This is a genomic window from Ruegeria sp. AG7 (genome assembly GCF_056541545.1).
The window spans coordinates 78,907-91,823 of sequence record NZ_JBQFYP010000006.1; the positions used below are offsets into that span (position 1 = coordinate 78,907).

10 protein-coding genes are annotated in these 12,917 nt (G+C 58.2%); 5 read left to right on the forward strand and 5 right to left on the reverse strand.

The genetic code is table 11. The features are described 5' to 3' along the window. Positions 1 to 178 precede the first annotated feature (178 nt). Genes ACR0BF_RS09865 through ACR0BF_RS09885 form a run of 5 tightly spaced genes read left to right on the forward strand, consistent with a single transcriptional unit; the run spans position 179 to position 6,500 of the window. The gene (locus ACR0BF_RS09865; protein ID WP_480474372.1) at positions 179 to 2,017 is read left to right on the forward strand and encodes an ABC transporter ATP-binding protein; all 1,839 of its coding nucleotides are present in this window, start codon (positions 179 to 181) and stop codon (positions 2,015 to 2,017) included. Further along, positions 2,014 to 3,846 (forward strand): ABC transporter ATP-binding protein, encoded by a 1,833-nt coding sequence (locus ACR0BF_RS09870; protein WP_480624803.1) that lies wholly within the window; start codon positions 2,014 to 2,016, stop codon positions 3,844 to 3,846. The genes ACR0BF_RS09865 and ACR0BF_RS09870 overlap by 4 nt, the downstream gene beginning before the upstream one ends. Positions 3,847 to 3,885: 39 nt before the next feature. Continuing rightward, positions 3,886 to 5,115 (forward strand): class I SAM-dependent RNA methyltransferase, encoded by a 1,230-nt coding sequence (locus tag ACR0BF_RS09875; protein ID WP_480624804.1) that lies wholly within the window; start codon positions 3,886 to 3,888, stop codon positions 5,113 to 5,115. A gap of 21 nt (positions 5,116 to 5,136) precedes the next feature. Beyond that, complete coding sequence (locus ACR0BF_RS09880; protein ID WP_480482493.1) at positions 5,137 to 5,922, forward strand: ion transporter; 786 nt, start codon at positions 5,137 to 5,139, stop codon at positions 5,920 to 5,922. Between the two features lie 59 nt (positions 5,923 to 5,981). Continuing rightward, positions 5,982 to 6,500: a L,D-transpeptidase family protein gene (locus tag ACR0BF_RS09885; RefSeq protein WP_480474368.1), complete on the forward strand. Its 519-nt coding sequence runs from the start codon at positions 5,982 to 5,984 to the stop codon at positions 6,498 to 6,500. On the opposite strand, the gene ACR0BF_RS09890 is transcribed toward ACR0BF_RS09885, so the two are convergent. The 5 genes from ACR0BF_RS09890 to galE all read right to left on the reverse strand — a co-directional run bounded on the left by ACR0BF_RS09890 (position 6,484) and on the right by galE (position 12,846). After that, complete coding sequence (locus ACR0BF_RS09890) at positions 6,484 to 7,935, reverse strand: nodulation protein NodH (RefSeq protein ID WP_480624805.1); 1,452 nt, start codon at positions 7,933 to 7,935, stop codon at positions 6,484 to 6,486. The genes ACR0BF_RS09885 and ACR0BF_RS09890 overlap by 17 nt on opposite strands. A gap of 6 nt (positions 7,936 to 7,941) precedes the next feature. Next, complete coding sequence (locus ACR0BF_RS09895) at positions 7,942 to 9,642, reverse strand: DUF5927 domain-containing protein (RefSeq protein ID WP_480474366.1); 1,701 nt, start codon at positions 9,640 to 9,642, stop codon at positions 7,942 to 7,944. Next, positions 9,639 to 10,625, reverse strand: coding sequence for a glycosyltransferase family 2 protein (locus ACR0BF_RS09900; protein WP_480482893.1), 987 nt, complete (start codon positions 10,623 to 10,625; stop codon positions 9,639 to 9,641). Before ACR0BF_RS09900 ends, ACR0BF_RS09895 begins: the two co-directional genes overlap by 4 nt. 186 nt (positions 10,626 to 10,811) lie before the next feature. Next, positions 10,812 to 11,855, reverse strand: a complete 1,044-nt coding sequence (locus ACR0BF_RS09905) for a glycosyltransferase family 2 protein (protein ID WP_480624806.1) — start codon at positions 11,853 to 11,855, stop codon at positions 10,812 to 10,814. A gap of 7 nt (positions 11,856 to 11,862) precedes the next feature. Then, complete coding sequence (gene galE / locus ACR0BF_RS09910) at positions 11,863 to 12,846, reverse strand: UDP-glucose 4-epimerase GalE (protein WP_480624807.1); 984 nt, start codon at positions 12,844 to 12,846, stop codon at positions 11,863 to 11,865. Between the last annotated feature and the right edge of the window lie 71 nt (positions 12,847 to 12,917).

Genomic DNA, 12,917 nt, shown 5'->3' on the forward strand with positions numbered 1-12,917 from the left:
AAGGGAATGACAACTTTTGCCCATTGTGGTTAGGTGCGCCCGTCATATGGATGGAGGAATGCGAATGTATTACGGGATCTGGTTCGGCTAAAGCCGGGACACTTGCCCCGTAAAGGGTGGTGTTCAGGCGCCATCTGTCTTCGCACGTCTTTTTCTCTGCTCAATCGGAGCACACTCCATGTTTCGCTATTTCGAAAACCTTGTTGACCCTTTTGTCGCCTATCATGAGGCTGACACGCCGCCGACCCGGCTGTGGCCGTTCCTGCTGGACTATTCGCGCCCGTTCTACCGGGTCTTTGTCTGGGCTGCGCTGATTTCCATTATCGTCGCCGGTGTCGAGATCGGGTTGATCTATTATATGGGTCGTGTCGTCGACCTGTTGGGCGGTACCCCAACCGAGGTTTGGCAGAACCACGGGACCGAGCTGCTGTTGATCGCGGCCTTTGTCCTGTTTCTGCGCCCTTTGTTGCATCTTGTCGATGTACTGATCCTGAACAACACGATCCTGCCGAACTTTGGCACTCTGATCCGATGGCGCGCCCATAAACACGTTCTGCGTCAGTCGGTTGGCTGGTTCGAAAACGATTTTGCAGGGCGGATTGCCAACCGGATCATGCAGACACCGCCCGCAGCGGGTGAGGTGATCTTTCAGGTCTTTGACGCGATTTCCTTTTCACTGGCCTACCTGGTCGGTGCGGCGATCCTGCTTTATGTAGCGGATGCGCGCCTGTTGATCCCGCTGCTGATCTGGTTTGTGTTCTACGCGATGCTGGTGCGCTGGACGGTTCACCGTGTCGGGCCGGCCTCCAAGGCGGCCTCCGATGCGCGGTCAACTGTTACCGGCCGCGTCGTGGACAGCTATACCAACATTCATTCCGTCAAGATGTTCGCCCATGGCCCGCAAGAACTGGACTATGCCCGCGAAGCGATCGAGGAAACGCGCCGGACATTCCAGATCGAGATGCGGATTTTCACCATCATGGATGCGGTTCTGGTCACCCTGAACGGGGTGCTGATCGTGGGTGTCGTGGGCTGGGCAATTGCCTTGTGGATGCAGGGTTCCGCTTCGGTCGGCGTCGTCGCGGCAGCAACCGCACTGACCCTGCGCCTGAACGCCATGACCGGATGGATCATGTGGGCGCTGACCAGCTTCTTCCGCCAGCTTGGTATCGTGGCTGAGGGGATGGAGACCATTGCCCAACCCATCGATCTGCTTGACGCGCGCGACGCCAAACCCCTGCGGTTGACCAGGGGTGAGATCCAGATCCGCAATCTCTCGCACCATTACGGGCGCGATGCCGGTGGGCTTGACCACATCAACCTGACCATTCAGCCCGGCGAAAAGATCGGCCTCATTGGGCGGTCGGGTGCCGGAAAATCGACTCTGGTAAAGCTGCTTTTGCGATTTTATGACGTCGAACGCGGTGCCATTCTGATTGATGATCAGAACATTGCGGGTGTCACACAGGACAGCCTGCGCAGCCATATCGGCATGGTCCAGCAAGATAGTGCGTTGCTGCATCGCTCTGTGCGTGACAACATCCTTTACGGTCGTCCGGACGCGACCGAGGCGCAGATGATTGCCGCAGCCAAACAGGCCGAAGCGCACGCGTTCATCCTTGACCTGCAAGACCCGCAGGGGCGCACCGGGTATGATGCGCATGTGGGTGAGCGGGGCGTAAAGCTGTCTGGTGGTCAGCGGCAGCGGGTAACGCTGGCTCGGGTGATCCTGAAGGACGCACCAATCCTTTTGCTGGACGAGGCGACATCGGCGCTGGATTCCGAGGTCGAAGCGTCAATTCAGGAAACGCTCTACGGAATGATGCAGGGCAAGACCGTGATCGCCATCGCCCACCGTCTCAGCACCATTGCGCAGATGGATCGCATTCTGGTGATGGACGGGGGCCGCATCGTCGAAGAGGGCGCGCATTCTGATCTATTGGCGCAGGGTGGCCTTTACGCGCAGTTCTGGGCGCGGCAATCTGGCGGCTTCATGAACCCGGAGGCCGCTGAATGAAGATTGCCGATCTCATCTATCCGTTCAGGACCACAGAAACGCCCCCGCCGCAGACATTGGGGGCGTTCATTCGCTGGAGCCTTTCCGGTGCTTGGCCCATGCTGTTTGTCGCCGCGTTCTTTTCGGCCCTGGCTGGCGCGATGGAGGCTGGAACAGCGTGGATTCTGGGGCGTGTGATCGATGTGGCAACATCCAGCGGGCCCGAGCATTTCATGACCGCCGGGAATATGTGGATGATCTTTGGGGCGGTGGTGTTCTTCATGCTGCTGCGCCCGATCCTGTTTGGGCTGTCTTCGATTTCGAACAACTATATCGTGATGCCCAACATCACGCCTTTGGTGCTGGCCAAGCTGAACCGCTGGACGCTGGGCCAGTCTGTCACCTATTTCGACGATGATTTCGCCGGGCGCATTGCCCAGAAACAGATGCAGACGTCGAACGCCATGGCCTCGGTCGTGTCCGAAACGATCAGTGCGATTGTGTTTGCGTTGGCGTCGCTAGCGGGCTCTTTGCTTTTGTTAGGGTCTATTCATCCTTTGGTGATGCTGCCCTTTGCAGCCTGGCTGGTGGTCTATTTCCTTCTGGTGCGCTGGTACCTGCCGCGTATTCGCATACGCTCGGCTGCGCGTGCCGGGGCGCGGGCGATGGTTTCGGGGCAGGTGGTCGACACGATCACCAACATCAAAACCGTCAAGCTTTTTGCGCACTCGGATTTCGAAGATCAGGCCGCGCGGCACTCGATGGTCGAACTGCGGAAAAAATCACTGGCGTTTGGCAAGCTGTCGGCCAGTTTCCGGTTCGTCCTGATGGCGCTTGCCGGCATTTTGCCTGTTCTCCTGCTGGGGGCGACGCTGTGGTTATGGCAGTTCGGATTGGCGACTGCGGGTGACATCGTTGCCGCTGGCGCCGTGTCGGTTCGTATTTCGCAGATGACCGGATGGGTCAGTTTCACGCTGATGGGCCTCTATGCCAATGTGGGTGAGATCGAAAACGGGATGAAGACGCTGGCCAGACGGGACAGGGTCGAGGATGCGCGCAGCGCGAAAGATCTTGATGTAACCGAAGGATCCATCTCGTTTGAAGATGTCAGCTTTGCATACGGTCGGGATGTGGGCGGTGTTACGGACCTGACGCTTACCGTGCAACCGGGCGAGAAGCTGGGAATTGTCGGTGCCTCAGGGGCGGGCAAATCAACACTCGTTTCGCTGCTTCTTCGGCTCTATGATAGGGAAAACGGCGCTATTTGCATCGACGGGCAGGACGTGTCGCAGGTCACGCAGGACAGTTTGCGCCGCCAAATCGGCATGGTCACGCAGGAAACGGCGATGTTCAACCGGTCCGCCCGCGAAAACATCCTCTATGGCCGCCCGGACGCGTCCGAGGCCGAGTTGATCAAGGCCGCAATCAAGGCCGAAGCGCATGACTTCATCCTGAGCCTCAAGGACGCCCAGGGCCGTACCGGCTATGACGCTCATCTGGGCGAGCGTGGCGTAAAGCTCAGCGGTGGCCAAAGGCAACGGATCGCCCTGGCTCGCGCTATTCTTAAGGACGCGCCCATTCTGGTTCTGGACGAGGCAACCTCGGCCCTTGATTCCGAGGTCGAGGCGTCGATTCAATCGGCGCTTCATCGGGTGATGCAGGGCAAAACCGTTCTGGCCATCGCCCACAGATTGTCAACGCTCAGCGAGATGGACCGGATCATCGTTCTGGATCAGGGGCAAATCGTGGAAACCGGAACCCACGAAGACCTTTTGGATCAGGGCGGGCTTTACGCCCGGTTCTGGCATCGGCAATCTGGTGGCTTCATTCAGGCAGAAGCTGCCGAATAAGGGTTTTGTTGCACCCAAAGCCCGGATATCAGGCGCCTCATGACGCAGTATTACACAATCACCCGGCTTGGCCATCAGGGCGACGGCATCGCTGATGGGCCCGTTTATGCCCCGCGCACCCTTCCGGGTGAGGTTGTCAGCGGCACCCTTGTTGATCAGGTGCTGACCGATATCCGCGTCGAGGTGCCGTCTGATGACCGGGTAAAGGCCCCGTGTCGCCATTACAAAGCCTGCGGTGGCTGTCAGTTGCAACACGCCTCTGATGCGTTTGTCGCCGACTGGAAACTGAGCATTGTCCGCAACGCCCTGTCCGCGCAGGGGGTTGAGGCGCCGATGCGTCCGATACACACATCTCCCGAACACTCACGCCGACGCGCCACGATTGCCGTCAGGCGGACCAAGAAAGGCACATTGGCCGGGTTCCATGGACGTGCATCGGATACGATCACCGAAATCCCGGACTGCCGTTTGCTTGACCCGGCCCTGATCGCCGCAATTTCCGTGGCCGAGGCGCTGGCGGTTCTGGGCGGCAGCCGCAAGGGCGTCTTGGCCGTCACGCTCACCCTGTCCGAAGGCGGGCTGGATGTGGCCGTCAAGGGCGGCAAGCCTTTGGATGGGCCGCTGGAGCTGGCACTGGCGCAAGAAACCGAAAAACACGGTCTGGCGCGGCTCAGCTGGGATGGTGAAGTGATCGCCATGCGCCACGCTCCGGTTCAGCGCTTTGGGGCCGCCGTCGTCACGCCGCCGCCCGGTGCCTTCCTTCAGGCGACCAAAGACGGAGAACAGGCTCTATTACAGGTCGTTTCCGAGGCAACACGGGGTGCGAAACGGATTGTTGACCTGTTTGCGGGCAGCGGCACATTCTCATTGCCTCTGGCAGAAAAAGTCGAGGTTCACGCGGTCGAAGGTGCCGCAGAGATGATGCAGGTACTGGATCAGGGCTGGCGCAGGGCGCAAGGTCTGAAACGCGTGACGACCGAGGCCCGCGACCTGTTCCGTCGTCCGTTGATGCCGGATGAACTGAAATCGTTTGACGCAATCGTACTGGACCCGCCCCGCGCCGGTGCCGAGGCGCAGGTGGCCGAGCTGGCACAGGCCAGACGCCCGGTGATTGCCTATGTCTCGTGCAACCCCGTCACCTTCGCGCGCGATGCAAAAATATTGGTTAACGCTGGCTATACCCTTGAATGGGTGCAGGTCGTTGACCAGTTTCGATGGTCGTCACATACGGAACTTGCTGCGCGGTTTACCCTGAACGCCGCATCTTGATCAGACAGGAGAAAGCGACCCATGGGTTTCAGACAGCGTCTGCTGAACATCATCGAAGCGCCTGCATTCGGGCAATTCATAACGGCTGTCATCATCTTTAACGCAGTGCTTTTGGGGATGGAGACGTCGCCGACCCTGATGGAAGCCGCCGGGCCGCTGATCGTGATGCTGGACAAGCTGTGCCTTGCGATCTTTGTGGCGGAAATCGCCATGAAGCTGACCGCGACCGGACGCAGGTTTTTCACAAACGGTTGGAACAATTTCGATTTCCTGATCGTCGGCATTGCGCTTGTTCCCAGCGCCGGAGGCCTGTCCGTTTTGCGAGCCCTGCGAATCCTGCGGGTATTGCGCGTGATTTCCGTTGCGCCAAGACTGCGCCGGGTGGTTGAAGGGTTCATCTCGGCCCTGCCGGGAATGGCCAGTGTGTTCCTGCTGATGGCAATTCTGTTCTATATCGGTGCCGTGATCTCGACCAAGCTGTTCTCGGCAACCTTCCCGGATTGGTTCGGCGATCTTGGCCGGTCAGCCTATACACTGTTTCAGATCATGACGCTGGAAAGCTGGTCGATGGGGATCGTCCGCCCGGTGATGGAGGTTTATCCCTATGCCTGGCTGTTCTTCGTCCCCTTCATTATGGTCACCACCTTTGCGGTGGTGAACCTATTGGTGGGTCTGATCGTAAATTCCATGCAGGACGCGCACCATGCAGAGGATGAGGTCAAAACTGATGCGTATCGTGATGAGGTTCTGGAACGCTTGGAGAGCATCGAGCGGCATCTGACCGAAAACTTGAACATCAAAAAGTGATTTCAGTTTTCGCGTTTTTTGGCATAATAAGCCCCAAAAAACAAAGCAGGCAGTGAAACATGGATCGTCGAGCATTCGGATTGGGGGCGATGGCAACGCTGGGCCTTTCGGCTTGTGCATCAGCCCGACCAAATTTTCTGACTTATGATGGGCCCGAGGTCACCTCGCTGGTGGTCAACAAGGGCGCGCGCAAACTTTATTTGTTGCACCACGAAAAAGTCCTCAAGGAATATGATGTGGATCTGGGATTTGCGCCGCAGGGCACAAAAACCAAACGCGGAGACGGCCGCACACCCGAAGGAAGTTACCTGATCGATCGGCACAACCCCAACAGCCGGTATCACCTGTCTATCGGGATATCGTATCCCAACTCTCAGGACATCGCCAAGGCCAAGGCTGAGGGAGTTGATCCGGGTGGGGACATCTTCATTCACGGGCAGCCAAATCTGCGATCCGAGTTCAAACGCGCCAAGAAAACTCCGGATTGGACCGCGGGATGCATCGCGGTCAAGAATGACGAGATCGAAGAAATCTATGCGATGGTCAACCGAGGGACGCTGATCACTCTGCGCCCTTAGGGGGCACAGGCGCCCACGCTGCAATCCCGAATGTTTCATAGTCGTGCTGGTAGACCTCGGATGCCAGCGCTTCAAGCTGTTCGTCATAGATCTGATCCAGCGTATACGGAACATCTTGCGCGCACGGGCCCGGAACCGGCGGATTGGGGTGGCCTGTTGAGCGGGCCAGATCCGGCAGAGCCGTGATCAGCTCCTCTTCCCGCAGAATCACGTCGGGCATCAGAAAGCTGGCAATGCCATCCAGCGTGCGGGACTGGCTGCACCACGTCCCGTCAACGCGGATCGGCGTCTGACCTTTGAGGTTCATGCGCAGGAACCCGAGGAACGCCAGAAATGCATTCCGATGCTGTTCGACCGAGTAATTGTTGTCGCGCACCTGCCCTGGGATCGGCAGGTCAAGGCGGTTGCGCAGATAATTGCGGACCATCTTGTAACTGCCCGCCCCGGTATCCAGAATGTACTGGCAGAACGCCGAATGCGCCCGTGCCAGCGGGTGGCGCAACACGGTGAACTTCCGGTGTCCGGGGTGGTCTTGCATCCAAGCGCGGATTTCCTTGCGGTTCCGGTTTGTGACCAGATCGTCAGTAGAACAGCCATCCAGCTCGGCCATCCATTGAACAATAATAGGCTCTATTCCGCCGCGAATGGGCAAATACATCAATGTTGATCTGGCTGCGGCGACGTATTGCGGCACCGCCGCGCCCCGGTTTGGTTCGAAACGGGCGGGCTGGTGCAATCCGAACCTGTCCAGCTTGGACAGGGCGTCTTGCATCTCATCGGGGTTGGTGACTTTCGATACGGCAGGAGCCGGGTTTTGCGGTTTCAGAGTATCGTCAAGTTTGCTCAGCCGAGCCTCAACCCCCAGCCATGCGGCCAGACCGTTCAGAACGTCCAACTCGGCCAGGTCGTCATAGGTAATGAAAAAGGCAGACTGACCGGTCTTCTGTAAATGCCGCCGCAACATGTGCTGGTGGCTGTGGACCTGATCCAGATACTCAGAAAACTCGGCCCCGTCGAACGCAACCTGTGCATCGACTCGGCGCTTCACGTTCTTCAGCAGCCATTGCTGCGTGGCGCGCGCGATCTTCAGGGACAGAAAACTGTCCAGCGGATTGCGCGTGAGAATGATCTTGGCACAGCGCGGATCGTTCAGCACTGGCTTCAGAATGCGTGGATCGTGGTCTTGGAAATACCGAAAACCGTTCAAGTCACCCGGTGCCGAACGGATTGCCTTCAACAGCCGCATCGGATCTGCATCGCGGTCTTCCAGCGACAGACCCAGAAGGGTATCGGATTTCAGGTTGCCGGCAAAATGCGGGTTGAAGGCTTCGCCATGGCAGGAAACCCCGTCCAGCGCGTTCAGATTGGCCTCAAGCAGGTTCGACCCTGTGCGCATGGCAGCCAGAACAACGAAGTAGTCAAAATTGGCCGGCATGGATGTTTACTGCACCAGATAGGGTTTGCGATAGGGTTTCGTCTGACGGCCGAACACATCGTCCGAAGGAAAATCGCCCATCAGGTAAGGGTGCATTCCCTGGTTCTTGAGGTTTTGCAGGAACTTCCCGAACCCGGACAGATCGACCATGGTGGGCACTTCGGTCAGGTGGCTGGCCTGATGCGCGCCAATCTCGTCCAGGATTGTCTGCAAGGGCTCCATCGGTGCTTCAATGAAATCGGCCAGAGACCAACTGCGCATCCGCGCCTTGGTCCAGACCGAGGTCAGAACCTCAAGCTGTTTGGTTTCGATCTGTTGCAGACGCGCGGCCTCGCACCGGATATCCGAAAAATTCAGGTTCGACCGGAATAGCGGAATTGCCCAGGCCCCGGTGATGACCGAGATTTGCGCATTCTTGTCCCGCGCCAGAAACCAATTGATGTCCTGCGTGTCGCGGGGGCTGAACTGGAAACACTGGCGTTCGCCGCGTGTGTTCCAGATCAGATTCGACAGAAAGGCCGTCGGATTGTAATCGCGCAGCAAAGCACAATCGCTAAGCGCACCGTTTGTGATGGTTTCACCCTTTGCAAATTCCGCACGCTCGGGTCCAAACAGATGCCCGTGCACGCGAGTGCCAGTGGCCGCGGCCAGCCAATCTTCGAAATCTTCAAACAGTTCGGAAAAGCCCTGAAATACGGAATAGGGTGACGAGGTAAGGCCGTTTTCACTGCCGTGCCGGGGAAACCGGCTTTGCATGTAAAGCCCGTCACGCCCCCGTGTCCGCCGCTCGACCGCCTTGGAAAACACGCGGTCAATCTTGCCGGGATTGGGTTCTGCCGGTTTCATCGCACTGGCCTGATCGGTCAGAAACGCCTGATACAGCCGTTCCGCACGGGGCCAGATCTTGCGGGCAACAAAACAGTCTGATCGCCGCAGCAATTGCAGATGATCGTCGTAAAAAATGTGCGGTCGGCCCTGATAGTCGAACTTGGACAGGGTCAGGGATCGGCTCTCGATATGTGTAGAATACAGCCGCGCCAATGTCTGGAAATAGCTTTCATCCGGAATCCACACATGGCGGAAGTAGCTGTCATATTGTTTGCGCTTGGGGTCCTGTAGAATGGCAGACAGTGTTTGACGGGTCAGGCACCACCACTGGCTGCCCATATGCGGGACGAGACCGTCGGGGATTTTCCTGCGAAACCCGACCGCGCGCTGAAGCTTTACATATGCGTCGAACAATCCGCGCTGTTTTCGCCAGGAAAACGGGAACCGTAGCGTAAACCTCTCATGATCCAACCCGCCGATTGTCCAGCTGACATCAGACGTTGTCGCGCTTTCGATGAAATCGACACGAGGCCGGTCGGCCAGGTAATCGATCAGCTCCTGAACCGGGCGCAGCGGCAGGCAGGCCCCCGACGACAGGAAGACGTGGCGCGTTTCCGGAAATTGCTCCAGCATCAGTTCGGACGCGCTTTGTGAGGCAGCAACGATGCCCCACCCGCCCCAGTCGCATTGATGCCGGTCAGAAAATGCGATCCGGGGGTTGTCGGAACAGGACGCGACGCATCGCGCAAATTCTTCACCGGGCACCTTGCGATCCACATGGATCACAACCGGGCATCCGGCAGCGGTCCAATGACGCGCGACCTGTTCGGCCCGGTCCAGCGAGGTATGAACCAGCATGACGATGCCCAGACCGCTCATGCCCAGTTTCCTTTTGACATCAGGCCCAGAATCTCAAGCTGCCGCCAGTTGATATAGGCCTCAGACCATTCGCACCAGAATACGGGCTTGTCTTCAAGCTGTGCGGCATAGGCCTTGTATTCGCCCGAACCGCTATAGTGCTGGCTGCGCTGCAATTCTTCGCGTGCCTTGTCGCCAAGGGTGTCGATCAGCTTGGCATGAAGCAAAGAACCGCTGGCCTTTTCCCCACCCCATTCGTCGTACACCTGATTCAGCCCGCGCGGCAAAAGCGAGTGGGTCGAGCTGACATAGACATACCGCCGATCCCATTTGACCAGCGGGATCTTGTTCAGTGCCGGGGCTTTGGATGGCTTGTCGCGAAAGAACACCCGCGCCCGCGCGCCCCCCTGAATCCACAGGTTCTTGTAATCGGGGTTCTTGGTGATCGTGTAATTCCCCGGATCGAACCACCGTGCGATTTCAAAGGGATCCTGCCCCTCGCGATAGGTTTCGGCATCGACAGGCCCTTCGGGATACATGTCGATCAGCATGGTGCCAAAGCTGCGCACGGCACTTCCGTCCAGCCAGTCTGTCAAGGCGCGGATCGGGCGGGTGTCGCAGAAGGGGTAGATGAAAAACTCATCCGGGTCGACGCTCAGAACCCAATGTCCATGCGCGTATTTGCGCAAAAGGTAATTCGACCAGTCAAGACCATAGCTTGCACGTTTGTAGCTGCTTGTCGTCCGCCAGACCGATACATCGGCCTGCTCTTTCAGGAATTCGAAACTGCCGTCATCGCTGTCATTGTCGATGAACAGAAAATGGTCGATGCCCAGTTTGCGGTAATATTCCAGAAAGTAGGGCAGGCGAATTTTCTCGTTTCGCACAACGCTCATCAACAGGATATCGTCACGGCGGATGGCAGACGTGTTGGTGCTGGCGGGCTTAAGTTCGCGCCGACGTCTGAGGCAGCGCAGAATACGGCGCTTGCGCCGCAATCTCATCTTGTATGAATCAAACAGGCTCACGCGACTGCCCAACCTTTATTATGACGCGAGCTTTCCCCGAACCTGCCGTGACCTTTGGTTGCGACAGGACATTGTCGGTTTATGCCACTTCTACCTCTTCTGAGGCAACTTTTTTAAACCCCGGAAATGGTAAAGGTGCCGTTGATCCCCCTCGATTTGTTTTCAACGCCAGCCGCCGTCACGCATCAGCCCCATCTCCAGCAACTGCGACCAGCCGGTATATCGCACTGAAAGCGGGGTCCACATGTCTGGTTGATTGAGTATCTGATCGTAATACGCGCCGAACTGGTTCGGGTCATGAAAATGCTGGCGGCGCAGCTTTTCAGTTTTGGACTTTTCAATAATGTCCGGCAGAAATTTCGTGTGCAGCAGAACGCCGGACGGGGTGTCGCCGCCCGGCCCGTCATACTCTGCGTTCAGGCGGCGGGGCAGGGCGGAATGGCACGAGTTTACATAGGCATAGCGCCGCGACCAGTGCATGAGCGGGATCTTGTTCAGCGTCGGGGATCGCTGCTGCGTCTGGGCAAAAAACACCCGCTCGCGTGCGCCGCCCTGAACCCACAGGTTTCCCATCGGGCTTTGCCGCTGCGCACGATACGGGCCTGCGTCAAACCAGTTCAGCACCTCGATCGGGTCCGTTTCCGGGTCATAGGTTTGGCCGCCCAACGGCCCTTTTGGATACAGATCCAGCATCAAAGCGCCAAACCCGACCCGCCCCTGCCGGTCCAGCCATTCTGTGAGCTCATGCAGGGAATGGCGGTCGTGCCGGGCATAAACCAGCAACTCATCCGCATCGACCATCAGGCACCAGTGGCCATGGCCGTAACGCATCTGTAGCCAGCTGAGCCAGTCCAGCCCAAAGCGTGATCCGCGATAGCTGGACCGGGTCTGCCAAAGGGACACATCCGGTTGCCCTTGCAGGTAGTCAGCCGAGCCGTCATCGCTGCCGTTGTCGACGATCAGAAAATGGTTCACGCCCAGCTGGCGGTAGTGACGGAAGAACCAGGGCAGGCGGGTAATCTCATTGCGCAAGGTGGTAAAGGCCAGCACGTCGCCGCCCCGTATCCTGCTTGTCTGATCTTTCAGGCAGGTCAGTTGATGTCGGCTGCGCATCGAGCGCCAAAGAAGGCGTCGCCGTTTCCATCGCAACCGGTATTCCTGTCGCCAACCGATATCAGGGAGTGTCTGAACCGTATTGGACGTCACCGGGGCCTCATTTCTCGTAGTGGCCGTTCTGATGCCAGCGCCAGGCATCCGCAATCATCGTCTCTAACGTTGACCTTTTCGGCTTCCATCCCAGTTCGGTTTGGGCGCGGACAGAGCCGGAAACCAGCTTGGTGCAATCGCCCGCCCGACGGGCACCGACCGAATACGGCACCGAGCGGTTGGTGACGGACTTGGAATGCTCGATCACCTCAAGCACGGAAAACCCCGAGCCGGTGCCCAGATTGAAAACACGGCTTTCTTTTCCCTGTTCCAGCCAGCCCAGCCCCAGAACATGTGCGTCGACCAGATCACAGACATGGACATAATCGCGAATACATGTGCCGTCCGGCGTATCGTAATCGGTGCCAAAAACGGTCAAACCCTCGCGCTTGCCATCAATCGCATCCAGCATCAGGGGGATCAGATGGGTTTCAGGCCGGTGAAACTCGCCCACTTCGCCTTCGGGATCGGCACCAGCAACGTTGAAATACCGGAAAATGACATGGCGCAGCCCATGGGCCGCTTCGAAATCCCTCAGGATGTCCTCGATCGCGCGCTTTGATGCACCATAGGCATTCAGCGGGTGTTGGGCGGTGGCCTCGTCCAGCACCACATTGTCATGCTCGCCATAGGTGGCGCATGTGGACGAGAACACGAAATCCAGACAGCCCGCCGCAACCGCAGCCTCGATCAGCGTCAGCGATCCGGTGACATTGTTCGACCAGTACAAACCGGGCTGCTGCATCGCGTCGCCCACTTGGCTGAGCGCCGCAAAATGCATCACCGCAACCGGCTTGTGTTTGGCAAATACCTCGTCCAGGCGTGCCCGGTCCAACAGGTCGCCCTGTTCAAACGGCCCGTATTTCACCGCATCCTGCCAGCCGGTGACCAGATTGTCATAGGTCACGGGAACATAGCCCGCCTGCGCAAGCGCCTTGCAGGCATGCGACCCGATATATCCGGCACCACCGGTCACGAGGATTGGTTTCATGAAGCGTCCTTTGGAACCAGATTGCCTGTCATCGAGATATGGGAACCGCGGGGCGTCATGGGCAAAACCGG